The sequence below is a fragment of the Escherichia sp. WS33 genome, assembly GCF_046486385.1.
Classification (GTDB): domain Bacteria; phylum Pseudomonadota; class Gammaproteobacteria; order Enterobacterales; family Enterobacteriaceae; genus ECMA0423.
This window is the reverse complement of sequence record NZ_JBJQLJ010000001.1, coordinates 257,842-282,542: the sequence shown is the minus strand read 5'-3', so window position 1 is coordinate 282,542 and position 24,701 is coordinate 257,842. Positions and strand designations below refer to the sequence as shown.

The 24,701-nt window shown below is 47.5% G+C and carries 26 protein-coding genes and 1 pseudogene; 13 read left to right on the top strand and 14 right to left on the bottom strand.

The genetic code is table 11. The annotated features are described in order from the left end of the window. Positions 1 to 13: 13 nt before the first annotated feature. Complete coding sequence (gene ompW / locus ACJHXA_RS01460; RefSeq protein WP_000737226.1) at positions 14 to 652, bottom strand: outer membrane protein OmpW; 639 nt, start codon at positions 650 to 652, stop codon at positions 14 to 16. 239 nt (positions 653 to 891) lie between these two features. On the opposite strand from ompW, the pseudogene ACJHXA_RS01455 reads away from it, so the two are divergent. The 4 genes and pseudogenes from ACJHXA_RS01455 to yciA form a co-directional block, all read left to right on the top strand. After that, positions 892 to 981 (top strand): annotated as a pseudogene (locus tag ACJHXA_RS01455) (YkgJ family cysteine cluster protein); the annotation flags it as partial. Between the two features lie 27 nt (positions 982 to 1,008). After that, positions 1,009 to 1,752 carry a YciC family protein gene (locus ACJHXA_RS01450; protein WP_000028545.1) on the top strand — a complete coding sequence of 248 codons (744 nt, stop codon included), beginning with the start codon at positions 1,009 to 1,011 and terminating at the stop codon, positions 1,750 to 1,752. Positions 1,753 to 1,781: 29 nt separating this feature from the next. Continuing rightward, positions 1,782 to 2,321: a septation protein A gene (locus ACJHXA_RS01445; RefSeq protein WP_000808667.1), complete on the top strand. Its 540-nt coding sequence runs from the start codon at positions 1,782 to 1,784 to the stop codon at positions 2,319 to 2,321. Between the two features lie 104 nt (positions 2,322 to 2,425). After that, positions 2,426 to 2,824 carry an acyl-CoA thioester hydrolase YciA gene (gene yciA / locus ACJHXA_RS01440; protein WP_000108160.1) on the top strand — a complete coding sequence of 133 codons (399 nt, stop codon included), beginning with the start codon at positions 2,426 to 2,428 and terminating at the stop codon, positions 2,822 to 2,824. 39 nt (positions 2,825 to 2,863) lie between these two features. Here the strand turns inward: yciA and tonB are convergent, their stop codons facing one another. Continuing rightward, the gene (gene tonB / locus ACJHXA_RS01435; RefSeq protein WP_000171273.1) at positions 2,864 to 3,583 is read right to left on the bottom strand and encodes a TonB system transport protein TonB; all 720 of its coding nucleotides are present in this window, start codon (positions 3,581 to 3,583) and stop codon (positions 2,864 to 2,866) included. Between the two features lie 223 nt (positions 3,584 to 3,806). On the opposite strand from tonB, the gene ACJHXA_RS01430 reads away from it, so the two are divergent. After that, positions 3,807 to 4,103 (top strand): YciI family protein, encoded by a 297-nt coding sequence (locus ACJHXA_RS01430; RefSeq protein ID WP_000967595.1) that lies wholly within the window; start codon positions 3,807 to 3,809, stop codon positions 4,101 to 4,103. Positions 4,104 to 4,401: 298 nt separating this feature from the next. Then, positions 4,402 to 5,655 (top strand): voltage-gated potassium channel protein, encoded by a 1,254-nt coding sequence (gene kch, locus ACJHXA_RS01425; RefSeq protein WP_001299682.1) that lies wholly within the window; start codon positions 4,402 to 4,404, stop codon positions 5,653 to 5,655. 54 nt (positions 5,656 to 5,709) lie between these two features. Here kch and ACJHXA_RS01420 read toward each other — a convergent pair whose 3' ends face one another. Continuing rightward, positions 5,710 to 5,883: a YciY family protein gene (locus ACJHXA_RS01420; RefSeq protein WP_001309467.1), complete on the bottom strand. Its 174-nt coding sequence runs from the start codon at positions 5,881 to 5,883 to the stop codon at positions 5,710 to 5,712. Positions 5,884 to 6,025: 142 nt separating this feature from the next. On the opposite strand from ACJHXA_RS01420, the gene cls reads away from it, so the two are divergent. Both cls and ACJHXA_RS01410 read left to right on the top strand, forming a co-directional pair. Then, a complete protein-coding gene (gene cls, locus ACJHXA_RS01415; protein ID WP_000214516.1) occupies positions 6,026 to 7,486 on the top strand; it encodes a cardiolipin synthase in 1,461 nt (486 codons plus the stop codon). 34 nt (positions 7,487 to 7,520) lie between these two features. Further along, positions 7,521 to 7,850 (top strand): HI1450 family dsDNA-mimic protein, encoded by a 330-nt coding sequence (locus ACJHXA_RS01410; RefSeq protein ID WP_000366959.1) that lies wholly within the window; start codon positions 7,521 to 7,523, stop codon positions 7,848 to 7,850. Positions 7,851 to 7,902: 52 nt separating this feature from the next. On the opposite strand, the gene oppF is transcribed toward ACJHXA_RS01410, so the two are convergent. The 5 genes from oppF to oppA form a co-directional block, all read right to left on the bottom strand. After that, on the bottom strand, positions 7,903 to 8,907 hold the full coding sequence (gene oppF / locus ACJHXA_RS01405) for a murein tripeptide/oligopeptide ABC transporter ATP-binding protein OppF (RefSeq protein ID WP_000994905.1): 1,005 nt from the start codon (positions 8,905 to 8,907) through the stop codon (positions 7,903 to 7,905). Next, the gene (gene oppD, locus ACJHXA_RS01400; RefSeq protein WP_000110945.1) at positions 8,904 to 9,917 is read right to left on the bottom strand and encodes a murein tripeptide/oligopeptide ABC transporter ATP-binding protein OppD; all 1,014 of its coding nucleotides are present in this window, start codon (positions 9,915 to 9,917) and stop codon (positions 8,904 to 8,906) included. The genes oppF and oppD overlap by 4 nt, the downstream gene beginning before the upstream one ends. Before the next feature lie 11 nt (positions 9,918 to 9,928). After that, positions 9,929 to 10,837 (bottom strand): oligopeptide ABC transporter permease OppC, encoded by a 909-nt coding sequence (gene oppC, locus ACJHXA_RS01395; protein ID WP_000979661.1) that lies wholly within the window; start codon positions 10,835 to 10,837, stop codon positions 9,929 to 9,931. Positions 10,838 to 10,851: 14 nt separating this feature from the next. Further along, positions 10,852 to 11,772 (bottom strand): oligopeptide ABC transporter permease OppB, encoded by a 921-nt coding sequence (gene oppB / locus ACJHXA_RS01390; protein WP_000911112.1) that lies wholly within the window; start codon positions 11,770 to 11,772, stop codon positions 10,852 to 10,854. A gap of 85 nt (positions 11,773 to 11,857) precedes the next feature. Then, complete coding sequence (gene oppA / locus ACJHXA_RS01385; RefSeq protein WP_001297114.1) at positions 11,858 to 13,489, bottom strand: oligopeptide ABC transporter substrate-binding protein OppA; 1,632 nt, start codon at positions 13,487 to 13,489, stop codon at positions 11,858 to 11,860. 283 nt (positions 13,490 to 13,772) lie between these two features. Between oppA and ACJHXA_RS01380 the strand changes: the two genes are divergently transcribed. Further along, positions 13,773 to 14,069 carry a hypothetical protein gene (locus ACJHXA_RS01380; RefSeq protein WP_001211509.1) on the top strand — a complete coding sequence of 99 codons (297 nt, stop codon included), beginning with the start codon at positions 13,773 to 13,775 and terminating at the stop codon, positions 14,067 to 14,069. 157 nt (positions 14,070 to 14,226) lie between these two features. Here the strand turns inward: ACJHXA_RS01380 and ychE (ACJHXA_RS01375) are convergent, their stop codons facing one another. Both ychE (ACJHXA_RS01375) and ychE (ACJHXA_RS01370) read right to left on the bottom strand, forming a co-directional pair. Further along, complete coding sequence (gene ychE, locus ACJHXA_RS01375) at positions 14,227 to 14,874, bottom strand: NAAT family transporter YchE (RefSeq protein WP_000616560.1); 648 nt, start codon at positions 14,872 to 14,874, stop codon at positions 14,227 to 14,229. 30 nt (positions 14,875 to 14,904) lie between these two features. Further along, entirely contained in the window at positions 14,905 to 14,958 is a 54-nt protein-coding gene (gene ychE / locus ACJHXA_RS01370) for a protein YchT (protein ID WP_211180492.1), read from the bottom strand. 392 nt (positions 14,959 to 15,350) lie between these two features. Here ychE (ACJHXA_RS01370) and adhE point away from each other — a divergent pair, with 392 nt between their 5' ends. Continuing rightward, complete coding sequence (gene adhE / locus ACJHXA_RS01365) at positions 15,351 to 18,026, top strand: bifunctional acetaldehyde-CoA/alcohol dehydrogenase (RefSeq protein ID WP_000301651.1); 2,676 nt, start codon at positions 15,351 to 15,353, stop codon at positions 18,024 to 18,026. A 302-nt stretch (positions 18,027 to 18,328) separates the two neighbouring features. On the opposite strand, the gene tdk is transcribed toward adhE, so the two are convergent. Further along, entirely contained in the window at positions 18,329 to 18,946 is a 618-nt protein-coding gene (gene tdk, locus ACJHXA_RS01360) for a thymidine kinase (protein ID WP_000068079.1), read from the bottom strand. Between the two features lie 604 nt (positions 18,947 to 19,550). Between tdk and hns the strand changes: the two genes are divergently transcribed. Further along, positions 19,551 to 19,964: a histone-like nucleoid-structuring protein H-NS gene (hns, locus tag ACJHXA_RS01355; RefSeq protein WP_001287378.1), complete on the top strand. Its 414-nt coding sequence runs from the start codon at positions 19,551 to 19,553 to the stop codon at positions 19,962 to 19,964. A gap of 143 nt (positions 19,965 to 20,107) precedes the next feature. Here hns and galU read toward each other — a convergent pair whose 3' ends face one another. The 3 genes from galU to rssA form a co-directional block, all read right to left on the bottom strand. Next, positions 20,108 to 21,016, bottom strand: coding sequence for a UTP--glucose-1-phosphate uridylyltransferase GalU (galU, locus tag ACJHXA_RS01350; RefSeq protein ID WP_000718995.1), 909 nt, complete (start codon positions 21,014 to 21,016; stop codon positions 20,108 to 20,110). Between the two features lie 201 nt (positions 21,017 to 21,217). Beyond that, complete coding sequence (gene rssB, locus ACJHXA_RS01345) at positions 21,218 to 22,231, bottom strand: two-component system response regulator RssB (RefSeq protein ID WP_000193437.1); 1,014 nt, start codon at positions 22,229 to 22,231, stop codon at positions 21,218 to 21,220. A gap of 91 nt (positions 22,232 to 22,322) precedes the next feature. Further along, the gene (rssA, locus tag ACJHXA_RS01340) at positions 22,323 to 23,228 is read right to left on the bottom strand and encodes a patatin-like phospholipase RssA (RefSeq protein ID WP_001226476.1); all 906 of its coding nucleotides are present in this window, start codon (positions 23,226 to 23,228) and stop codon (positions 22,323 to 22,325) included. A 112-nt stretch (positions 23,229 to 23,340) separates the two neighbouring features. Between rssA and ACJHXA_RS01335 the strand changes: the two genes are divergently transcribed. Next, positions 23,341 to 23,799 carry a YchJ family protein gene (locus ACJHXA_RS01335; protein WP_001307143.1) on the top strand — a complete coding sequence of 153 codons (459 nt, stop codon included), beginning with the start codon at positions 23,341 to 23,343 and terminating at the stop codon, positions 23,797 to 23,799. Between the two features lie 49 nt (positions 23,800 to 23,848). Continuing rightward, positions 23,849 to 24,691, top strand: coding sequence for a formyltetrahydrofolate deformylase (gene purU / locus ACJHXA_RS01330; RefSeq protein WP_000555849.1), 843 nt, complete (start codon positions 23,849 to 23,851; stop codon positions 24,689 to 24,691). Positions 24,692 to 24,701: the final 10 nt, after the last annotated feature.

Here is a 24,701-nt window from a genome sequence, read left to right as displayed (position 1 = left end):
TTTTTTTGTGGAATTAAAAACGATATCCTGCTGAGAACATAAACACCCACGGATCGAGGCGTACGCTATCGTGTTGCTGTGCACCGCCTAGCTTATAATTGGCGGTGGTATCGATATCCATGTACCAGACTGACATGTTAACCAACCAGTCACGGTTAATCAGATAATCAACCCCCACCTGCCCGGCAGCTCCCCAGGAATCTTTCAGACTGAGATCGGAAAGCCCTGCCTCTTTGCCATGATCGTTAAATCCATTATCAAAGAAGGTGGTGTAGTTAATACCGGCCCCAACGTAAGGACGGAATTTGCTGCTGGCATCACCAAAATACCACTGCGCCATCAGTGTTGGCGGCAGATGATGAACGGTTGCAATATCGCCGGTCGCCCGGGTGCCGATTTTATGGCGGAACGGCGTCGCTGCCAGTAATTCCACACCAATGTTGTCGGTCGCCATATAAGTAAACGTCAGGCCCAGTTGAGTGTTATTGGTCACGCTGAATCCACCCAGACTTCCTAACGTACCACCAGCACCTTCTGTTGGACGTACGGTTGCAGAACCTGCACGCATAAAAAATTCGCCTGCTTCATGCGCAAAGGCACTGCCAGAGAGAAGAGTTGTTACTGCCAAAGCCGCCACTGTTAACTTTTTCATATCCGCTCCGTCGTTATGGTTATAAAAACGTGACGAATATACCTACATTGGAGTAACAAATGATCCTACATAGATCACATTACATATGATAATTCACCATTTATTGATCTGGATTAATTTAGAAGTTGCATTGAGAATCCTGGTTAACGTGATTTAAATCAATTTTTAAATATTTTCGCTACGCAAATATTAACTCGTTCGCCACTTGCCGCGGTTTGCCCACGCCTGAAGGCCAGCAATTACCTCCGCTTTACAAAGATATGCTTTTCCATACAAGACCTGATGCTGCCACCCGAGGCTTAACCAGGGTACAATTGCCCGCTAATTAACACCTGCATAAAACTCAAGGAGAGTGCATGTCTATCACGGCGCAGTCCGTATACCGTGACACCGGAAATTTCTTCCGTAATCAATTTATGACCATTCTGTTGGTATCGTTGCTATGTGCGTTTATCACAGTGGTGTTAGGGCATGTTTTCTCACCCAGTGATGCACAGCTTGCGCAGCTCAATGACGGCGTGCCCGTTAGCGGCAGTAGTGGGTTGTTCGACCTGGTTCAGAATATGTCACCGGAACAGCAACAAATTTTGCTGCAGGCTTCAGCGGCGTCCACTTTTTCAGGATTAATCGGTAACGCCATTCTCGCCGGAGGCGTAATATTAATTATCCAGCTGGTGTCTGCGGGTCAGAGAGTCAGTGCGCTGCGAGCTATTGGTGCCAGTGCGCCGATATTGCCAAAGTTATTTATTCTGATTTTTCTGACTACCCTTTTAGTACAGATTGGCATCATGCTGGTGGTCGTTCCGGGAATTATCATGGCCATATTACTGGCCCTGGCACCGGTGATGTTGGTACAGGACAAAATGGGCGTTTTTGCCTCGATGCGTAGCAGTATGCGGCTGACTTGGGCGAATATGCGTCTGGTGGCACCCGCAGTACTGAGCTGGTTGCTGGCAAAAACACTGTTGCTGCTTTTTGCCTCTTCTTTTGCCGCATTAACCCCGGAAATTGGTGCCGTACTGGCGAACACCTTGAGCAACCTGATTTCTGCCATATTGCTCATCTATCTGTTCCGCCTGTATATGTTGATTCGCCAATAACCTTAAGCATTTGATTACGGAATCGTAAAATGAAGCAGTTTCTTGATTTTTTACCGCTGGTTGTCTTTTTCGCGTTTTACAAGATTTATGACATCTATGCGGCTACTGCGGCGCTGATCGTCGCCACGGCGATTGTGCTTATCTATAGCTGGGTTCGCTTTCGTAAGGTTGAGAAGATGGCCCTGATCACTTTTGTTCTGGTGGTCGTCTTCGGTGGCTTGACGCTGTTCTTCCACAATGATGAGTTTATTAAATGGAAGGTTACAGTCATTTATGCTCTATTTGCGGGAGCCCTGTTAGTCAGCCAATGGGTGATGAAAAAGCCGCTAATTCAGCGGATGCTGGGTAAAGAACTCACGCTGCCGCAACCGGTATGGTCGAAGCTGAATCTGGCCTGGGCTGTTTTCTTTATCCTTTGCGGTCTGGCAAACATCTACATCGCATTCTGGCTGCCGCAAAATATTTGGGTCAACTTTAAAGTCTTTGGCCTGACCGCCCTTACCTTAATCTTCACATTGTTAAGCGGTATCTATATCTACCGCCACATGCCGCAGGAAGATAAATCCTAACCAGACTGCCAGTCCTTCGGGGCTGGCGCTGTATCTCCTCTGTTCTCCTCAGGAAAATCATAGTAGCATCGCGCCTGTGATTTTCCTTTTAAGTCGGTTTTACCATGTCTACAACACATAACGTCCCTCAGGGCGATCTTGTTTTACGTACTTTAGCCATGCCCGCCGATACCAATGCCAATGGTGACATCTTTGGTGGTTGGTTAATGTCACAAATGGATATTGGCGGCGCTATTCTGGCAAAAGAAATTGCCCACGGTCGCGTAGTGACTGTGCGGGTTGAAGGAATGACTTTCTTACGGCCGGTTGCGGTCGGCGATGTGGTGTGCTGCTATGCACGCTGTGTCCAGAAAGGGACGACATCGGTCAGCATTAATATTGAAGTGTGGGTGAAAAAAGTAGCGTCTGAACCAATCGGGCAACGCTATAAAGCGACAGAAGCATTATTTAAGTATGTCGCGGTTGATCCTGAAGGAAAACCTCGCGCCTTACCTGTTGAGTAATAGTCAAAAGCCTCCGGTCGGAGGCTTTTGACTTTCTGCTTACTGAATTTCGGTGGTGCCGTTAATTTTAAACAGGATATTCACCACAATCCCACTGCCTGGCTTACCCGGCTCATAACGCCATCTGCGCATCGCATTTTTCACCTCACGCTCAAACATGTTCGCAGGCTTGGCTGAGAGGATTTGTACGTTATCCACGCGACCATCCGGCGTGACGTCAAATTTAACTTTAACCTGCCCTTCAATGCGCAATGCCTGTGCTCGTGCCGGATACTGCGGCTGATTACGGCTTAATGCGCGTGGTCCTGAAGCCACACTGGTAACCGGCTTGCTGGTTGCAGCCGTTGCCGTACTTGATGTCAGGCGTGCGGGTGCCGTATTTTCAAACGGTGATGCCGGACGCGACTCTACGGGTTTGACATCGCGTTTTGGCTGCTCCTGTACCTTTTTCACCGGCTTCGGTTTTGGCTTAGGTTTCGGCTTCGGCTTTTCAATGACCGCCGGTGCTTCTTTTGGTGGTTCGGGGATCGGCTCAGGTTCCGGTTCTGGCTCTACCACCGGCTCCGGTGGCGGCTGAACGGCTTGTGGCGGTTCGAGATCAGCAGGCGCAACCATCGTGACAGAAATTGGCTGCGCAGGCGCAGGTAGTTCAATAACCTGATGTACCGAGGTATAGAGCAGACCCGCCACAACAGCACCATGAATGCAGACCGAAAGTAACGTCGGCCAGGGGAAGCGGCGAGGTAAATCAAGGGTCATTGAAGTCATAATCATTTCAGTAGAAAAACCAGGTCTCGATTTTAAATGCAAATAGCAATCATATTCAATAAGGCAAGACGATCAGGATCAGTGAAAATGTCATTTTTGGCGTAATTGACCTTACTTTATGCATGGTCTTAACAAAGACATCATCTTTCCGTTGCAGATCTTCGCCCTTTCAAATAACGTACTTTACAACTTTCCCGAACAAGGAGTTGTGCCCGTGTTGTATGTTATTTACGCTCAAGACAAAGCTGATAGCCTCGAAAAACGCCTTTCCGTTCGTCCGGCACATTTAGCACGTTTACAGTTACTGCATGATGAAGGTCGTTTGTTGACAGCTGGTCCAATGCCAGCGGTAGACAGTAACGATCCAGGGGCTGCGGGATTTACTGGCTCAACCGTTATTGCTGAATTTGAATCGCTGGAAGCAGCTCAGGCCTGGGCCGATGCTGACCCGTACGTAGCGGCAGGTGTCTATGAACACGTTTCAGTGAAACCATTTAAGAAAGTGTTCTGAATAGAGATTCAATATTTAAGGGCACGGTTTTTGCAACCGTGTTCTTGTTTGGCCTTTCCTTATAGCCGGTCAGTGCATTCACTACCACAAGCAGATAATAACTTTATCTGTATTTCTTTATATGATGTGAACATATTCAGGAAAATGCCCTTTCCTGACGCAGAGTTGCTCGCTCAAAACCTTTGATTACTGCCGATAAAGTCATCTACTATTGTTTAACACATTCACGCGCTGCATGTATGTTCAGAAAATGTGCACGCTAAGATAATTAAACAAAATTGTGGTTACAGAGGTATCAGTGAGTCACTGGGCTACATTCAAACAAACAGCAACAAATTTATGGGTGACCCTACGGCACGACATTCTCGCGCTGGCCGTCTTTTTAAATGGATTGCTTATTTTTAAAACAATCTATGGTATGTCGGTCAATTTGCTTGATATTTTCCATATCAAAGCATTTTCAGAGTTGGATCTCTCCTTGCTGGCAAACGCCCCACTATTTATGCTCGGCGTCTTTCTTGTCCTGAACTCCATTGGCTTACTGTTCCGGGCAAAGCTCGCATGGGCAATCAGTATCATTTTGTTGTTGATAGCGCTAATTTACACCCTGCATTTTTATCCCTGGCTGAAATTTAGTATTGGATTTTGCATTTTTACGCTGGTGTTTTTGCTGATACTGCGCAAAGACTTCTCCCACAGTAGCGCCGCAGCCGGGACAATTTTTGCATTTATTAGTTTCACGACATTACTGTTTTACTCAACCTACGGTGCGCTTTATTTAAGCGAAGGTTTTAATCCGCGAATAGAAAGTTTGATGACCGCGTTCTATTTTTCGATAGAAACCATGTCAACCGTCGGCTATGGCGATATTGTCCCTGTTTCTGAATCAGCACGATTGTTCACTATTTCGGTCATTATTTCCGGCATTACCGTTTTTGCCACATCTATGACCTCAATTTTTGGTCCGCTTATCCGCGGGGGATTCAACAAACTTGTAAAAGGAAACAATCATACAATGCATCGTAAAGATCATTTTATTGTTTGCGGACATTCGATTCTCGCCATCAATACGATCCTGCAACTGAATCAACGCGGACAAAACGTAACGGTTATCAGCAACTTGCCTGAAGATGATATCAAGCAACTTGAGCAACGCTTAGGCGATAACGCTGATGTTATCCCCGGTGACAGTAATGACAGTTCAGTATTAAAGAAAGCGGGAATCGATCGTTGCCGGGCCATTCTGGCGCTGAGTGATAACGATGCAGATAACGCGTTTGTTGTACTCTCGGCAAAAGATATGAGCAGTGATGTCAAAACAGTTCTCGCCGTCAGTGATAGCAAAAACCTGAATAAGATTAAGATGGTACATCCGGATATCATTCTCTCACCGCAACTGTTTGGCAGCGAAATTCTGGCGCGAGTTTTAAATGGTGAAGAGATTAATAATGATATGCTCGTTTCAATGTTGTTGAACTCCGGTCATGGCATTTTCAGCGATAACGATGAACAAGAAACGAAAGCTGACAGTAAAGAATCAGTGCAAAAATAGAGTTTAAAGACGAAAGAGTAAACTTATTGGGCACCGCAATGGTGCCCAGTATATTTAGATATTGTAGATCGCAAACAATAACGAGTTACGCTGTTTGTTTAGAATGCACTTCCTGATGCTGTGGATACGCATATTTCGGCGCGATTGCCCCTCAAGCCAACGCGATTTACGTCGGCTAGCCTGACGCTGCATGCGCCAGCGCCCCACTTCCGTTCTACTCCGCTTCATGTTAACTACTCTATGCAATAACAGAATGGTCATTATACCCCCACCCCCGACGCTGACCAGTGCTTTTCCCGCGTTTTTATTTGCCAGATGAATCCATATGCGTAAACTCATAACAATGCGCTTTCAAAAGGATTTCTAATCTATGACAACCGTTTATACGTTGGTGAGTTGGTTGGCCATTCTGGGATACTGGTTGCTCATTGCAGGCGTAACTTTACGCATTCTAATGAAACGACGCGCAGTTCCCTCCGCGATGGCCTGGCTGTTGATTATTTACATTCTGCCGTTAGTCGGAATTATTGCCTATCTTGCCGTTGGCGAGCTCCATTTAGGCAAACGCCGCGCTGAGCGCGCCAGAGCGATGTGGCCTTCCACCGCAAAATGGCTTAACGACCTTAAAGCCTGTAAGCATATCTTCGCCGAAGAAAATAGCAGTGTCGCTGCGCCATTATTCAAGCTTTGCGAGCGTCGTCAGGGGATCGCTGGGGTCAAAGGGAATCAGCTACAACTGATGACCGAGTCAGATGATGTGATGCAGGCGTTAATCCGCGACATCCAGCTCGCGCGCCATAATATTGAGATGGTGTTTTATATCTGGCAGCCCGGCGGCATGGCGGACCAGGTGGCTGAATCATTAATGGCGGCTGCACGGCGTGGTATTCATTGCCGATTGATGCTCGACTCCGCCGGGAGTGTGGCTTTTTTCCGCAGCCCGTGGCCCGAGCTAATGCGTAATGCCGGTATTGAAGTGGTCGAAGCCTTAAAGGTCAATCTGATGCGTGTGTTTTTACGCCGTATGGACCTGCGCCAACATCGCAAGATGATCATGATCGATAATTACATCGCGTACACCGGCAGCATGAATATGGTCGATCCTCGCTACTTCAAACAAGATGCGGGCGTAGGGCAATGGATTGATCTGATGGCGCGTATGGAAGGCCCCATCGCCACCGCGATGGGGATTATTTATTCCTGCGACTGGGAGATTGAAACCGGAAAACGTATTCTGCCGCCACCACCAGATGTCAATATTATGCCGTTTGAACAGGCCAGCGGTCACACCATTCACACAATTGCTTCTGGCCCCGGCTTTCCGGAAGATCTCATTCACCAGGCATTATTGACTGCGGCTTATTCGGCGCGTGAATATTTGATCATGACCACGCCCTACTTTGTGCCAAGCGATGATTTACTTCATGCGATTTGCACGGCGGCGCAGCGCGGGGTGGATGTCAGTATTATCCTTCCGCGAAAAAATGACTCGATGCTGGTCGGCTGGGCCAGTCGCGCATTCTTTACGGAACTTCTTGCTGCTGGGGTTAAAATTTATCAGTTTGAAGGCGGGTTACTGCATACCAAGAGCGTGCTGGTCGATGGCGAACTAAGTCTGGTTGGCACCGTTAACCTTGATATGCGTAGTCTGTGGCTGAATTTCGAGATTACCCTGGCAATCGACGATAAAGGTTTTGGTGCAGACCTTGCCGCCGTTCAGGACGATTATATTTCGCGTTCACGTCTGCTCGATGCCCGTTTATGGCTAAAACGTCCATTATGGCAACGTGTCGCCGAGCGACTGTTTTACTTCTTCAGTCCGTTGCTGTAAAACGTCGCCAACAGAGGTTAAACAGGTAGTGACTATGGATATGGATCTAAACAATCGCCTGACTGAAGATGAAACGCTTGAGCAGGCCTACGATATTTTTCTCGAACTGGCTGCCGACAATCTCGATCCAGCTGATGTTCTGCTGTTCAATCTTCAGTTTGAAGAGCGCGGCGGCGCGGAGTTATTCGATCCGGCGGAAGACTGGCAGGAACATGTTGATTTCGATTTGAACCCAGACTTTTTTGCCGAAGTGGTGATTGGTCTGGCGGACAGTGAAGATGGTGAAATCAACGATGTTTTCGCCCGCATTCTGTTATGCCGCGAAAAAGATCACAAACTTTGCCATATCATCTGGCGGGAATAAATAATCGCTTTTAGCGTGAAAAAGGGCTGACAACTGTCAGCCCTTATTGTGTTTAAAGCGGATCGACTTTCAGGCAAGAAACGGCGTGTCTGAAACTCCCCTCCAGAACAGGACGTGTTTTGGCGCACTCCGGACCGGCAATCGGGCAACGGGTACGGAAAACACAACCGGAAGGCGGGTTGATCGGCGACGGCAATTCCCCTTCCAGTAACTGGATGGTTTTGTTCTTCTCCAGATCCGGATCAGGTATGGGGACTGCCGACATCAATGCCCTGGTGTAAGGATGTAGTGGATTGTGGTAGACCTCATCATAGGTCCCCAGTTCTACCGCATGGCCGAGATACATCACCAACACACGATCGGAAATGTGTTTTACCACGGCCAGGTCATGAGCGATAAAAATTAATGACAATCCCATCTCACGTTGCAGCTGCTGGAGCAGGTTGACCACCTGCGCCTGAATTGACACGTCCAGCGCCGAAACCGGCTCATCGCAGATAATCAGCTTCGGTTCAAGAATAAGAGCACGAGCAATCCCGATACGCTGGCACTGCCCACCGGAGAACTCATGCGGATAGCGGTTAATCAGGTTAGGCAATAACCCGACTTTCAGCATCATCGCCTTCACGCGCTCGCGAACTTCCTGGCGTGACATTTTCGGATGATAAGTACGCAGTGGTTCAGCGATGATCTCGCCGATGGTCATACGCGGGTTTAGCGATGCCAACGGATCCTGGAAAATCATCTGAATATCACTGCGAACGGCACGCCATTCATCGGGCTTCATGCCCAGCAACTCTTTACCTAACCAGGCAACATGACCGTCGGTCGCCTTGACCAAACCGATGATGGCGCGAGCAAAGGTGGACTTACCGCATCCCGATTCCCCTACCACACCTAATGTTTCCCCTTCATACAGGCGAAGAGTGACACCATCGACGGCTTTGAGCGTTTTCGGCGGTTGCCAGAACCACTGTTTGCCATCTTTGATTTCAAAGTGCACTTTAAGATCGGCGATTTCAAGGAGGACTTTTCTTCCTTCAGTTACAGCATTCATAACAGTTCCTCCACCGGTTTAAAGCAAGCACGCAGACGGCCAGGCGTAAACTCTTCCAGCGGCGGTGCGCTACTACAAATTTCCATCGCATGTGGACAACGTGGCTGGAACGGGCAACCTTTCGGTAATCGCAGCAAGTTTGGCGGATTACCCGGGATGGTCAACATTGTTTCACCTTCCGCATCAAGACGCGGCACCGCGTTGAGCAAACCGATAGAATAAGGATGAACGGGTTGATAAAAGACATCGCGCGCATTGCCATATTCCATCGTGCGCCCGGCGTACATTACCAGCACTTTGTCACAGATCCCCGCCACCACGCCAAGATCGTGGGTGATCATAATGATGGCGGTATTAAATTCCCGCTTCAGTTCATTTAATAGCGTCATGATCTGCGCCTGTACGGTGACGTCCAGCGCAGTAGTGGGTTCATCCGCAATCAGTAGCTTAGGTCGACATAGCAATGCCATCGCAATCATGACTCGCTGACGCATGCCGCCAGAAAATTCGTGCGGGTACATTTTCATGCGTTTACGCGCTTCCGGCATTTTTACCGCATCGAGCATCCGCACCGACTCTTCAAACGCCTCAGCTTTGCTCATGTTCTTATGCAGCATCAGCACTTCCATTAACTGCTCACCGACGCGCATATAGGGATTCAACGAAGTCATTGGGTCCTGAAAAATCATTGAGATTTGTTCAGCGCGCAGTTTATTGAGTTCATGCTCTGGCAAATTGAGGATTTCACGCCCATTGAAGGTTGCCGATCCGCCAATACGTCCGTTGGCAGCCAACAGGCCCATCAACGCAAATGCAGTTTGCGATTTACCCGAACCAGACTCACCTACAATACCCAGCGTTTCTCCGGCACGTAGGGAAAAATTCAAATCATTGACCGCCGTGACGTCGCCGTCCGGGGTACTAAAGGTGACACGCAAATCTTTCACGTTCAGCAGTGCGTCAGCCTGTTGTTGTGCGAGCGGCACAGTTGCAGTTTCAATTACGCTCATGGCTGCACTCCTTAACGATCTTTCGGGTCGAGGGCATCACGCAAGCCATCGCCGATAAAGTTGAAACAAAACAGCGTCACCACGAGGAATCCCGCTGGGAACAACAATAACCATGGAGAGACTTCCATCGAGTTCGCGCCATCACTCAGCAATGCACCCCAGCTGCTTAACGGCTCTTGCGTACCCAACCCCAGGAAGCTAAGGAAAGATTCAAAGAGGATCATGCTGGGCACCAGAAGTGATGCGTAGACCACCACCACACCGAGTACATTCGGCACAATGTGGCGAATAACAATGCCCGATGTCGATACACCGCCAACTTGTGCCGCCTCAATAAACTCTTTGCGCTTCAGACTCAGGGTTTGCCCACGCACAATACGAGCCATATCCAGCCAGGAAACCATGCCTATCGCCACGAAAATCAGCAGGATGTTTTGACCGAAAAAGGTCACCAGCAAAATGACGAAGAACATGAATGGGAAGGAGTTGAGGATTTCCAGCAGACGCATCATTACCGAATCCACTTTACCGCCCAGATAACCGGAAAGCGAACCATAAAGTGTCCCGACGACCACAGCCACCAGTGCCGCAGCAACACCGACCATGAGTGAGATACGCCCGCCAATCGCAACGCGCACAAGCAGGTCGCGACCGGATGAGTCAGTACCAAAGTAGTGACCGGACTCCATATCCGGGGCGCTGGACATCATCGCCCAGTCAGTATCGTCATAGGCAAACTGGGAAAGCATCGGTGCCAGGATTACAAATAACGCGATCAGCACCAGCACTATCAGACTGGCAACCGCCGCACGGTTATGCATAAAACGTCGACGTGCGTCCTGCCACAAGCTGCGCCCTTCGACCTCCAGCTTTTCACTGAAATTTTCCAGCGTCTCGCTGTTTTTCTTACTTAACATCATCGCGAGCTCCAGTATCAGTAACGGATTTTCGGGTCGATAACCGCATATAGCACATCGACAATGGCATTAAACAAAATGGTTAAAGCACCAACCAGGATGGTCAGGCTTAACACTAAGGAATAGTCACGGTTCAATGCGCCATTAACGAACAGTTGTCCAATCCCCGGCAAACCATAAATGGTTTCGATAACCATAGAACCGGTAATAATGCCGACAAATGCGGGGCCCATATAAGAGAGCACGGGTAACAGAGCAGGTTTTAATGCGTGACGTAAAATGATCCGCCGCATAGGTAACCCTTTCGCCCGGGCAGTACGAATAAAATTGGAGTGTAATACTTCAATCATAGAGCCACGGGTAATACGCGCAATACTGGCGATATAAGCGAGTGACAACGCCACCATCGGCAATATCATGAATTTAAGCGCCCCACCATTCCAGCCACCGCCCGGCAGCCAATGCAAAATGATCGCAAATATCATGACTAATAATGGTGCAACCACAAAACTGGGGATAACAACCCCGGTCATTGCCAGCCCCATCACGGTATAGTCCCATTTGGTGTTTTGTTTTAATGCGGCAATAACGCCAGCACTAACACCCAGTATTACCGCAAGGAAAAATGCTGCGGCTCCCAGTTTGGCAGAAACGGGAAAACTGGATGCAACCAAGTCATTGACCGAATAATCTTTATATTTAAACGATGGACCGAAATCACCGTGCGCCAGTTGTTTCAGGTAGCTGAAATACTGTGTCATGATCGGATCATTAAGATGATATTTCGCTTCGATATTGGCCATCACTTCTGGCGGTAAAGTACGTTCGCCGGTAAAAGGGCTTCCCGGCGCGAGGCGCATCATAAAGAACGAAATAGTAATAAGAATAAATAGCGTCGGAATCGCTTCCAGACAGCGACGTAGAATAAATTTTAACATTGCCCTACCTTCTGGCCTGTGCCTTCTGTAATGCGATAAAAATCAGACACCGTGGAGCAGGACACTCCTGCCCCACGTATTGCCATTAGTGCTTCACAATGTACATATTCCGGGTATAGGTATTATCCAGCGGATCTTTGCCGGTATAGCCACCAACCCACGGTTTCACCAGACGCGCATTCACGTAGTAATAAACAGGAACAATGGCCGAATCCTTATCCAGCTGTTGTTCTGCTTTAGTGTACAGAGCTGTGCGCTGCGCCTCGTCAGTCACTTTCAGCGTTTCCGCCATAATGCTGTCAAAGGCCGGGCTCTTATAATGCGCGGTATTCATCGAGCTGTTCGAAAGCATGGTGTTCAGGAAGGAAGTTGGTTCGTTGTAGTCAGCACACCAGCCTGCACGGGCCACATCAAAAGTACCCTGGTGACGGGTGTCGAGGAACGTTTTCCACTCCTGGTTAACCAGTTTGACGTTTACACCAATGTTTTTCTTCCACAATGAAGAGGCAGCAATCGCCAGCTTTTTATGCAGATCGGAGGTGTTATACAACAGGTTGATGGTCAACGGTTTGTCTGCGGTATAACCCGCTTCAGCCAGCAGTTTTTTCGCTTCTTCGTTACGTTTTTCCTGGCTCCAGCCAAACCATTCCGGCTGAGTCAATTTTGCGCCATCAGTATACGGTGGAGTGTAACCATAGGCGGGCATGTCGCCCTGCGCTTTCACTTTATTAACAATGATATCGCGGTCCATACCTAGTTTCAGTGCGGTACGCACACGCACATCGTTGAATGGCGGTTTCTGGTTGTTAATTTCGTAATAGTAAGTGCACAGGTATGGATCAACGTGAACTTCGTCCGGGATCTCTTTTTTCAGCTTCTGGAACAATTCGATCGGCATGTTGTTATAAGTCATGTCGATTTCACCACTACGGTAGCGGTTGACATCGGTAACTTCAGAAGCAATAGGCAAATAGGTTACCTGGTTAATAACGGTTTTCGCGTTGTTCCAGTAGGTCGGGCTGCGTTCAAGAACGATTCGTTCGTTTACGACCCAATCTTTTAAGGTATAGGCACCGTTGGTGACGATATTACCAGGCTGGGTCCATTTTTCGCCGAATTTCTCGATAGCGGCTTTTGGCACCGGTGAAGTTGATGGGTGAACAAGTAATTTATAGAAGTACGGAACGGGTTCACTTAAGGTGACTTCTAATGTGTGATCATCAATAGCTTTCACGCCGAGATCGGTAATCGGTTTTTTCCCTTCAAGAATTTCATCAATACCGGCGATATGCCCATATTGCAGATAACTGGCATACGGAGAAGCAGTGTTCGGATCAACAGAACGTTGCCAGCTATACACAAAGTCTTGTGCTGTGACTGGCGTGCCATCAGACCATTTCGCATCTTTACGCAAATGGAAGGTCCAGACTTTCGCGTCTTTATTATCCCAGGATTCAGCGACGCCAGGTGCTGGATGACCGTCAAGATCGCTGACCAGTAAGCCTTCAAACAGGTCTCGGCTGATATTAGACTCCGGAACACCTTCAATTTTGTGCGGATCTAATGACTGAACTTCTGAACCATTGTTACGTACCAGTGTTTGTTTTTCCGCCAGTGTGACGCCTGCGGGTACATCAGCTGCCAGCGCGACATTCCCTGCCATTAGCGCAGCCAGAACGCCAGCTGCTACTAAACTTCTCTTGGTGATGTTGGTCATTGTTTTTTGGACTCCCTCATTATAATTACTGGTATTAACCAGCATGTGTAATCCCGGATTGGGACCCTGCACAGGCTCGGAGACTTTCTGCTGTCAGGTTACTTTATCGTTACGTATTACTATCACCGACTTTATTTATTCTGGTGATTCAGACGATCACCTTATGTCGATTCGTACTGTGTCTCCCCTGTCGAGACACATTATTCTTTCGCGACGCTCTTTAATTGTTAATTATTCTCATTACCAATAAAGAATCGTCTGGCGGTTGCCCGGAAAGTACCAAATGCGGTTCTTACTCGCCAATACATTTTGCAAAATTGTTAAGCAATTCTCTTTTATTGACCGTATCAGAATCTATAGCTTGCATCCATGCTTTAACAAACATCTTTCAATTCAATCAAATAGAGATTGGCTAAGCATGTCTATCTTTTCTGATTACAGTTCCAGTAGTGAAATGCACAATAATTTAACAATTGATTATTATTTAGCACTTTCCTCTACCAAAGGCAGTGGAATTACTAATATCATTTCAATTATTCTTCAGCAAGCCCAGGATTATGATGTGGCGAAAATAACATGATGGTGAGGAGAAGCAGTTAAGGAAATCCTTATAACTAACTGTAATTTGAGAAGAATATTTTTACCTATTCCTTTTGCTTTTGATAACTGCGCGGGAACAAAGTAAAAATAATGACGAAGTAAACGGAGCATGGCAGCTCCGTTTCATTTGAAAGGAATTAATTAAGCAGGCCGGGGAAAATCCCCTTAATACCAGTAACGATAAATTCAATCCCCAATGCCATCAGCAATAGCCCCATAATACGCGTAATCACGTTGATGCCGGTCTGGCGTAAAACCCGTACCAGCCACGGTGCCATGCGGAACAATCCCCAGCAACATAAAGCGAACAATGCAATAGCCACAAAGAAACCAAACAGATAGCTAATGCTGTGATAACGCGTACCCCAGACGATGGTAGAACTGATCGCCCCTGGCCCCGCCATCAACGGCAACGCCAATGGCACCACACCAATGCTTTCACGTACCGCGGTTTCTGATTTTTCTTGCTTGTTCTGTTTATCCTCGCCAAGCTTGCCGCTGATCATCGACATCGCTATCGTCACCACCAGGATGCCCCCGGCGATACGGAACGAATCAATTGATATACCAAAAAGTTGCAGAATCGTGTCGCCGAGAAAAAGCGAGATCCACAAGATAATGGCCACAGACAGGTTGGCTGTAAGGTTAGTTTTGTTTCGCGCTGCCGCTGTCTGATAACTGGTCATGCTGATAAAGACGGGAAGAATCCCTACCGGGTTGACCAGCGCAAATAACCCGATGAAAAATTTGAAGTAAACGGGAAAATCAAAAAAGGTCTGAATCACGGTTAGCTCCGAAGCAAAAGCCGGATAATGTTAGCCATAAATAAGGTTGAAAAGACGCGCTGACAATACGCCTTTTGACAGCATTTTTCACCTCCTAACTACTTAAAATTGCTATCATTCGTTATTGTTATCTAGTTGTGCAAAACATGCTAATGTAGCCACCAAATCATACTACAATTTATTAACTGTTAGCTATAATGGCGAAAAGCGATGCTGAAAGGTGTCAGCTTTGCAAAAATTTGATTTGGATCACGTAATCAGTACCCAGAAGTGAGTAATCTTGCTTACGCCACCTGGAAGTGACGCATTAGAGATAATAACTCTAATGTTTAAACTCTTTTAGTAAATCACAGTGAGTGTGAGCGCGAGTAAGCTTTTGATTTTCATAGGTTAAGCAAATCATCACCGCACTGACTATACTCTCGTATTCGAGCAGATGATTTACTAAAAAAGTTTAACATTATCAGGAGAGCATTATGGCTGTTACTAATGTCGCTGAACTTAACGCACTCGTAGAGCGTGTAAAAAAAGCCCAGCGTGAATATGCCAGTTTCACTCAAGAGCAAGTAGACAAAATCTTCCGCGCCGCCGCTCTGGCTGCTGCAGATGCTCGAATCCCACTCGCGAAAATGGCCGTTGCCGAATCCGGCATGGGTATCGTCGAAGATAAAGTGATCAAAAACCACTTTGCTTCTGAATATATCTACAACGCCTATAAAGATGAAAAAACCTGTGGTGTTCTGTCTGAAGACGACACTTTTGGTACCATCACTATCGCTGAACCAATCGGTATTATTTGCGGTATCGTTCCGACCACTAACCCGACTTCAACTGCTATCTTCAAATCGCTGATCAGTCTGAAGACCCGTAACGCCATTATCTTCTCCCCGCACCCGCGTGCAAAAGATGCCACCAACAAAGCGGCTGATATCGTTCTGCAGGCTGCTATCGCTGCCGGTGCTCCGAAAGATCTGATCGGCTGGATCGATCAACCTTCTGTTGAACTGTCTAACGCACTGATGCACCACCCAGACATCAACCTGATCCTCGCGACTGGTGGTCCGGGCATGGTTAAAGCCGCATACAGCTCCGGTAAACCAGCTATCGGTGTAGGCGCGGGCAACACTCCAGTTGTTATCGATGAAACTGCTGATATCAAACGTGCAGTTGCATCTGTACTGATGTCCAAAACCTTCGACAACGGCGTAATCTGTGCTTCTGAACAGTCTGTTGTTGTTGTTGACTCTGTTTATGACGCTGTACGTGAACGTTTTGCAACCCACGGCGGCTATCTGTTGCAGGGTAAAGAGCTGAAAGCTGTTCAGGATGTTATCCTGAAAAACGGTGCGCTGAACGCGGCTATCGTTGGTCAGCCAGCCTATAAAATTGCTGAACTGGCAGGCTTCTCTGTACCAGAAAACACCAAGATTCTGATCGGTGAAGTGACCGTTGTTGATGAAAGCGAACCGTTCGCACATGAAAAACTGTCCCCGACTCTGGCAATGTACCGCGCTAAAGATTTCGAAGACGCGGTAGAAAAAGCAGAGAAACTGGTTGCTATGGGCGGTATCGGTCATACCTCTTGCCTGTACACTGACCAGGATAACCAACCGGCTCGCGTTTCTTACTTCGGTCAGAAAATGAAAACGGCTCGTATCCTGATTAACACCCCAGCGTCTCAGGGTGGTATCGGTGACCTGTATAACTTCAAACTCGCACCTTCCCTGACTCTGGGTTGTGGTTCTTGGGGTGGTAACTCCATCTCTGAAAACGTTGGTCCGAAACACCTGATCAACAAGAAAACCGTTGCTAAGCGAGCTGAAAACATGTTGTGGCACAAACTTCCGAAATCTATCTACTTCCGCCGTGGCTCCCTGCCAATCGCGCTGGATGAAGTGATTACTGATGGCCACAAACGTGCGCTCATCGTGACTGACCGCTTCCTGTTCAACAATGGTTATGCTGATCAGATCACTTCCGTACTGAAAGCAGCAGGCGTTGAAACTGAAGTCTTCTTCGAAGTAGAAGCGGACCCGACCCTGAGCATCGTTCGTAAAGGTGCAGAACTGGCAAACTCCTTCAAACCAGACGTGATTATCGCGCTGGGTGGTGGTTCCCCGATGGACGCCGCGAAGATCATGTGGGTTATGTACGAACATCCGGAAACTCACTTCGAAGAGCTGGCGCTGCGCTTTATGGATATCCGTAAACGTATCTACAAGTTCCCGAAAATGGGCGTGAAAGCGAAAATGATCGCTGTCACCACCACTTCTGGTACAGGTTCTGAAGTCACTCCGTTTGCGGTTGTAACTGACGACGCTACTGGTCAGAAATATCCGCTGGCAGACTATGCGCTGACTCCGGATATGGCGATTGTCGACGCCAACCTGGTTATGGACATGCCGAAGTCCCTGTGTGCTTTCGGTGGTCTGGACGCAGTAACTCACGCCATGGAAGCTTATGTTTCTGTACTGGCATCTGAGTTCTCTGATGGTCAGGCTCTGCAGGCACTGAAACTGCTGAAAGAATATCTGCCAGCGTCCTACCACGAAGGGTCTAAAAATCCGGTAGCGCGTGAACGTGTTCACAGTGCAGCGACTATCGCGGGTATCGCGTTTGCGAACGCCTTCCTGGGTGTATGTCACTCAATGGCGCACAAACTGGGTTCCCAGTTCCATATTCCGCACGGTCTGGCAAACGCCCTGCTGATTTGTAACGTTATTCGCTACAATGCGAACGACAACCCGACCAAGCAGACTGCATTCAGCCAGTATGACCGTCCGCAGGCTCGCCGTCGTTATGCTGAAATTGCCGACCACCTGGGTCTGAGCGCACCGGGCGACCGTACTGCTGCTAAGATCGAGAAACTGCTGGCATGGCTGGAAACGCTGAAAGCTGAACTGGGTATTCCGAAATCTATCCGTGAAGCTGGCGTTCAGGAAGCAGACTTCCTGGCGAACGTGGATAAACTGTCTGAAGATGCGTTCGATGACCAGTGCACCGGCGCTAACCCGCGTTACCCGCTGATCTCCGAGCTGAAACAGATCCTGCTGGATACCTACTACGGTCGTGATTATGTAGAAGGTGAAACTGCAGCGAAAAAAGAAGCCGCTCCGGCTAAAGCTGAGAAAAAAGCGAAAAAATCCGCTTAATCAGTAGCGCTGTCTGGCAATATAAACGGCCCCTTCTGGGGCCGTATTTTTTGTTTACCCAAAGCAACTTTTCCATAAACCGACAGCATTAGCCTTCATCATATTTGCGACGATGTATAACGCCTAAACACAGGGATATTGTACTTTACAGGTCACAAGTCAACGTCGGTGCTTAAGAGCCCTGTGAGGCGTATAGCGGCGTTAAAAAACTGCCGAGAAGGGTATATAGCCCGGAAGAAGTGCGTAAAACGAACTGACAGGATAAAAGTGCCCTGCTCACCCTGTCAGTAAAGAAATTCTTATTAATCGTGGCGATGCCTTTCCTGAATAGCCGTTAATGAGCCGACTTGTAACGCCTCTTTATAGTGTTTACGGCATACAGAAACGTATCGTTCATTACCACCAATTACCACCTGCTCACCTTCGTTATAAGGTCTGCCTGCTTGATCAAGACGCAGCACCATGCTTGCTTTACGGCCACAAAAACAGATGGTTTTTAATTCAACCAGTTTGTCGGACCATGCCAGTAAGTATTGGCTGCCAATAAATAATTCACCTCGAAAATCGGTACGTAAACCATAACAAAGTACGGGTATATCGAGTTGATCGACAACCTCCGATAATTCATATACTTGTTGTCTGGTTAAAAACTGGCATTCATCAACCAGTACGCAATGAATTGCCTGCTGTTCATGTTCCGCACGAATCTCATCAAATAATGATGAATTTTGGTTAAATAATTTTGCAGGCGATGACAAACCTATACGCGAACTGACTTTCCCGGCACCAAAGCGATCATCAATTTCTGCCGTATATACGACAGTGCGCATGCCGCGTTCCTGGTAATTGTATGAAGATTGCAACAATGCTGTAGACTTACCCGCATTCATTGCGGAATAGTAGAAATATAGCTGTGCCATCAGCCACAGGCCCTCAATGATATGAAATAAAGTTGGCTGGAGTTTATCATAATTCGTCAGTTTTTCAGCTCAACAGTATGCACAGAAGTGGGTATATGCGTTCTCCCTTACGAAGCCTTGCATAATCCTTCTGAGCTATCATTACAACTGCCTCGCTTGTTATAAGCGGGTAAATGACTGCTGGTAACTATTCACAATCTTTAACCTGTTGCGCAAGTAATAGCCCTCTGTTGACCTCCAGGAGATAGTGCAATACTAAGTCCATGCTCTTATTGCGACTGTTCTACTTTTCATCATTCGCTTAATAGGGAATTCTCGTAAACACAACTAATACAGAAGACTGAAAGGTCGTCAGCCTACGATAATCTCCCCATAAAATGTGACATGAATCAGGAAGTTTTAACCTCACGTGCTGCGAAATCATCGGTGTAAATAGGGCTATATGCCGCGTCTTTTCTGGCTAATTTTATGAAAAGATATTTATTGGCGGCACAAAATAAAGAACAATTTTGAATTCCTTACATTCCTGGCTATTGCACAACTGAATTTAAGGCTCTATTATTACCTCAACAAACCACCCCAATATAAGTTTGAGATTACTACAATGAGCGAAGCACTTAAAATTCTGAACAACATCCGTACTCTTCGTGCGCAGGCAAGAGAATGTACACTTGAAACGCTGGAAGAAATGCTGGAAAAATTAGAAGTTGTTGTTAACGAACGTCGCGAAGAAGAAAGCGCGGCTGCTGCTGAAGTTGAAGAGCGCACTCGTAAACTGCAGCAATATCGCGAAATGCTGATCGCTGACGGTATTGACCCGAACGAACTGCTGAATAGCCTTGCTGCCGTTAAATCTGGCACCAAAGCTAAACGTGCTCAGCGTCCGGCAAAATATAGCTACGTTGACGAAAACGGCGAAACTAAAACCTGGACTGGCCAAGGCCGTACTCCAGCTGTAATCAAAAAAGCAATGGATGAGCAAGGTAAATCCCTCGACGATTTCCTGATCAAGCAATAATCTTTTGTAGATTGCACTTGCTTAAAATCCCGCCAGCGGCGGGATTTTTTATTGTCCGGTTTAAGACAATTTAATAAGAATAAGCTATAAAAAAACGGCGTCGATTGCTCAACGCCGTTTCGTGGATAACACCGATACGGATGTTACTTCTTAATGCCCATCTCTTCTTCAAGCCAGGCTTTAAATTCCGTGCCAAGGGTGTTATGACGAATACCGTATTCAACGAAGGCCTGCATGTAACCTAATTTATTACCGCAGTCATGGCTCTTCCCTTTCATATGATAGGCTTCCACCGTTTCTTTTTCGATCAGCATATCAATTGCGTCGGTGAGCTGAATTTCATCACCAGCTCCCGGAGGGGTTTTTGCCAGCAACGGCCAAATATCCGCGCTAAGTACGTAACGACCCACAATAGCGAGATTAGACGGCGCAACATCCGCTTTCGGTTTTTCTACCACACCAACCATCGGTACGCTTTCACCCGGCGCTAATTCAACGCCTTTGCAATCCACAACGCCATATGCGGTCACATCAGCAACCGGTTCAACCATGATCTGGCTATGACCCGTTTCATCAAAGCGGCGGATCATCTCTGCCAGGTTATCCTGTGACAAATCGGATTCATATTCATCCAGAATAACATCAGGCAAAATAACAGCTACCGGTTCATCACCCACTACCGGGTGAGCACACAATACCGCGTGTCCCAGGCCTTTCGCCAGACCCTGACGAACTTGCATAATAGTTACGTGCGGCGGACAAATAGACTGCACTTCATCAAGCAGTTGACGTTTTACACGTTTTTCCAGCATTGCTTCCAGTTCAAAACTGGTATCAAAGTGGTTTTCAATAGAGTTTTTAGATGAGTGTGTAACCAGCACAATTTCAGTAATGCCAGCCGCAATACATTCATTCACGACGTATTGAATTAATGGCTTATCGACAAGTGGCAGCATCTCTTTCGGGATGGCTTTCGTCGCCGGCAACATCCTGGTTCCTAATCCCGCAACGGGGATAACGGCTTTTTTGACTTTCGTATTAATGGCAGCCATTTAAATTCTCCTGGACTGTTCGTGTTTTGAACGTGTTCATATTTCTGTATCGCATCCCAGTATATCAGCACCCCGAAGGGGCTAAGTTCTGAAAAGGAGGCGAGTTAGCATAATTAAGACAATTACTTATACGAATGGCGACGATAGTACCACCAGCCGACATTAGCAGGTAATGCAAATTTAGCCCGCGTTATCGTTTGCTCATTCTGCAGACAACATCAAGCGCAGTCGACCACCGGTTCCCCATATTTGGCATTGCCAGGCATCGCATCGCTGGCTCAATTGATTCAAATAAGCGTTACCTAAAGTGCCTAACGGAACACCATTACTGATTTGCACCTGGTGTTCGCCGGTATTTAACGTCGCATTCAGACCCGCAGAAACCAGAATGAGATTTTTCAGTTCGCGATGATAATAGCCAACTAATAGCGGAAACTGCCCCGGCAGATTGGCCTGACGAAGTAAATGGTTTACCTGCTTCAATAACGCGCCCAACTCTGGCAACCGTTGATTTTGGTGTGCAAGCTGTTCCTGTAATAATCCGTTAAACAATGCGCGTAATAACAAGGCAGCAAGTACGCCATTATGTCCAGCTCGGGTGACATCAAGGCAATAAAATGCCAGATCGTTTTCCGAAAGTGCGGCAATATCAAGCACCAGGCCGGGTTTGTCCGCGGCAACCAATTGACGATAATTAACCCGGCAATGGGAAATCACCTGCTGAACCGGCGGTTGTAGTTCCTGTAATAATTTCGCCGCTGCGGCAGGGTTATCAACCATTGCATCCCAGTCGCGAAAAAGCCTTTCCTCTTCCTCAACGCGCGAATTAAACATGCTGGGATAGAGACAGGCAAAAACCATCTCGCGCAAGCGATTCAGATCTTTAACTGGTTTCAGCAAAACATCTTCAACGCCCAGACGTAACGCTTTGGCAATATCTGCCATATTTTCGGTGGCAGATATCACCAGAACCGGTGTCTGGTCACCTCTGTTGCGTATATGTTCCAGCAGTTTAAGCCCGTTCATTCGTGGCATCGCGATATCACATATCATCAGGTCTGGAGTGAAACCTCCCAGCAACTCAAGGGCATCCACCCCATCAGCCGCCAGTACCGTTGTCGCTCCCAATGAGGAAAACCACGAATCCAGAAGCGAGCGAAATACCGGCTCATCTTCAACAATGAGAATCTGTTTTCCGACCAATGGCTGCGTCATGTTCTCTCCCCTGACTGGCTTTACTCAATAGTGGCATGCTATTGCCACCTGCGCCTGTCAGAATTAACTTAAGTGTAGATAAAAATTCTGGTCAAATGTTGGTGCGTACCAACGGCAAAAGTTCGTCCATTTTCTTTTCCACTGCCAGCTGTCCGGCCGCAATGGCAGCGTGCGCGCGATGGAAATCAAGCGTAGATATTTGCGGGCAAACAGGTTGAATCAGAATATCGGGCGGATCACCTGCCATGCGGTTCCTTTTAAGGCGGTTCTCCAGCACCTGGATAGAAGTGGTCATAATCTCTGTTGCCGTTGGCGCTGTCACCGCCCGACGTGTCGTTATGCTGCCTAACCTTTCTTTCAGACGCGCATGCCACGGCAGAGAATCACCATTCTCGCTATTTTCTTCACTGACATTAAAGGAGAGCAAATCTTGTTGCATCAAATGAGCATCGTGCTGCAGGTCAACCGCTATCACAATATCAGCCCCCAATGCACGCGTGAGGGAAATAGGAATTGGGTTAACGACTGCTCCATCAACCAGCCAGTAGCCGTTATGTGCAACAGGTGCCATGAGTCCTGGAATACTGCATGATGCGCGAATAGCAAGATGGAGATCGCCTTCAGTAAACCATAATTCACGTCCCGTACTTAAATTGGTGGCAACAGCCGCAAAGCGACGGGAACAATTTTCGATCTCTGTTTCCGGCATTATTTCGCGGTATTGATTGAAGACACGCTCGCCGCGCAGTAACCCACCGCGCTGCCAGGAGAGATCCATCAGGCGTAAAACATCCCAATAACTGAAAGAGGTCACCCAATCTTCCAGCGCAGATAATCGATCGCATGCATAGGCAGCGCCCACCAGCGAACCAATTGAACATCCTGCAACGATATCAATTTCAATACCCACTTTTTTTAGCGCATTAATAACGCCAATATGCGACCAACCTCTCGCCGCGCCAGATCCCAGCGCCAGCCCTATTTTTATCTTTCTCATTATTCCCGCAAGATTCCCCTGGAATGCAATCGTAGCCACATCGCTACTGCTCGGTTAACATAGTGCTACTCAGGCGGTTAATACGCCGTTATTGTTTCCAGGGAGATTATTTGTGTCTCAGCTTTGTCCCTGTGGTAGTGCTGTCGAGTATAGCCTATGTTGCCACCCTTATGTGTCTGGTGAAAAGGTTGCACCTGATCCAGAACATCTCATGCGTTCGCGTTACTGCGCTTTTGTGATGCAAGACGCAGATTATTTAATAAAGACCTGGCATCCCTCTTGTGGAGCAGCGGCGTTACGTGCCGAATTGATGGCCGGATTTGCGCATACTGAATGGTTGGGATTGACCGTATTTGAACATTGTTGGCAGGACGCCGACAATATCGGATTTGTCAGTTTTGTTGCTCGATTTACCGAAGGTGGTAAAACAGGTGCAATAATTGAACGTTCGCGATTTTTGAAAGAAAACGGTCAATGGTACTATATTGACGGTACACGTCCGCAGTTTGGTCGCAACGATCCCTGCCCTTGTGGTTCAGGTAAAAAATTTAAAAAGTGCTGCGGCCAATAATGGTTGACGGTACGGTTTAGCAAACACTCTCAACAAGGTTTTTCCAGCAATGCATTCACTCCAACGTAAAGTTCTGCGTACTATTTGTCCGGACCAAAAAGGTCTGATCGCACGTATTACCAATATTTGCTACAAGCACGAGTTAAATATCGTACAGAACAATGAATTTGTTGATCACCGTACCGGGCGCTTTTTTATGCGCACGGAACTGGAAGGGATTTTTAATGATTCCACCCTGCTGGCGGATCTCGATAGCGCATTGCCAGAAGGCTCCGTGCGTGAGCTGAATCCTGCCGGTCGTCGCCGGATAGTGATTCTGGTCACTAAAGAAGCGCATTGCCTTGGCGATTTGTTGATGAAAGCCAATTACGGCGGCCTGGATGTCGAAATCGCGGCAGTTATTGGTAACCACGATACTTTACGTTCTCTGGTTGAGCGTTTTGATATTCCGTTTGAGCTGGTAAGCCATGAAGGGTTAAGCCGCAACGAGCACGATCAAAAGATGGCGGACGCCATTGATGCTTATCAACCTGACTATGTGGTGCTGGCGAAGTATATGCGGGTATTAACGCCGGAATTTGTGGCACGCTTCCCGAATAAAATCATCAATATTCACCATTCATTCCTGCCTGCGTTTATCGGCGCACGTCCTTATCACCAGGCCTATGAACGTGGTGTGAAGATTATTGGCGCAACCGCTCACTATGTGAATGACAATCTGGACGAAGGCCCAATCATCATGCAGGACGTTATTCATGTCGATCATACCTACACAGCTGAAGATATGATGCGCGCAGGTCGTGACGTCGAGAAAAACGTCTTAAGTCGTGCGCTATACAAAGTACTGGCACAGCGCGTCTTTGTTTACGGTAATCGGACGATTATTCTTTAATCGCCAGCAA

Coding starts and splice junctions, on each gene's coding strand:
- ompW (WP_000737226.1), bottom strand. CDS start 652: ATGAAAAAGTTAACAGTGGCGGCTTTGGCAGTAACAACTCTTCTCTCT.
- ACJHXA_RS01450 (WP_000028545.1), top strand. CDS start 1,009: ATGTCTATCACGGCGCAGTCCGTATACCGTGACACCGGAAATTTCTTC.
- ACJHXA_RS01445 (WP_000808667.1), top strand. CDS start 1,782: ATGAAGCAGTTTCTTGATTTTTTACCGCTGGTTGTCTTTTTCGCGTTT.
- yciA (WP_000108160.1), top strand. CDS start 2,426: ATGTCTACAACACATAACGTCCCTCAGGGCGATCTTGTTTTACGTACT.
- tonB (WP_000171273.1), bottom strand. CDS start 3,583: ATGACCCTTGATTTACCTCGCCGCTTCCCCTGGCCGACGTTACTTTCG.
- ACJHXA_RS01420 (WP_001309467.1), bottom strand. CDS start 5,883: ATGAAGCGGAGTAGAACGGAAGTGGGGCGCTGGCGCATGCAGCGTCAG.
- cls (WP_000214516.1), top strand. CDS start 6,026: ATGACAACCGTTTATACGTTGGTGAGTTGGTTGGCCATTCTGGGATAC.
- ACJHXA_RS01410 (WP_000366959.1), top strand. CDS start 7,521: ATGGATATGGATCTAAACAATCGCCTGACTGAAGATGAAACGCTTGAG.
- oppF (WP_000994905.1), bottom strand. CDS start 8,907: ATGAATGCTGTAACTGAAGGAAGAAAAGTCCTCCTTGAAATCGCCGAT.
- oppD (WP_000110945.1), bottom strand. CDS start 9,917: ATGAGCGTAATTGAAACTGCAACTGTGCCGCTCGCACAACAACAGGCT.
- oppC (WP_000979661.1), bottom strand. CDS start 10,837: ATGATGTTAAGTAAGAAAAACAGCGAGACGCTGGAAAATTTCAGTGAA.
- oppB (WP_000911112.1), bottom strand. CDS start 11,772: ATGTTAAAATTTATTCTACGTCGCTGTCTGGAAGCGATTCCGACGCTA.
- oppA (WP_001297114.1), bottom strand. CDS start 13,489: ATGACCAACATCACCAAGAGAAGTTTAGTAGCAGCTGGCGTTCTGGCT.
- ACJHXA_RS01380 (WP_001211509.1), top strand. CDS start 13,773: ATGCGGTTCTTACTCGCCAATACATTTTGCAAAATTGTTAAGCAATTC.
- adhE (WP_000301651.1), top strand. CDS start 15,351: ATGGCTGTTACTAATGTCGCTGAACTTAACGCACTCGTAGAGCGTGTA.
- tdk (WP_000068079.1), bottom strand. CDS start 18,946: ATGGCACAGCTATATTTCTACTATTCCGCAATGAATGCGGGTAAGTCT.
- hns (WP_001287378.1), top strand. CDS start 19,551: ATGAGCGAAGCACTTAAAATTCTGAACAACATCCGTACTCTTCGTGCG.
- galU (WP_000718995.1), bottom strand. CDS start 21,016: ATGGCTGCCATTAATACGAAAGTCAAAAAAGCCGTTATCCCCGTTGCG.
- rssB (WP_000193437.1), bottom strand. CDS start 22,231: ATGACGCAGCCATTGGTCGGAAAACAGATTCTCATTGTTGAAGATGAG.
- rssA (WP_001226476.1), bottom strand. CDS start 23,228: ATGAGAAAGATAAAAATAGGGCTGGCGCTGGGATCTGGCGCGGCGAGA.
- purU (WP_000555849.1), top strand. CDS start 23,849: ATGCATTCACTCCAACGTAAAGTTCTGCGTACTATTTGTCCGGACCAA.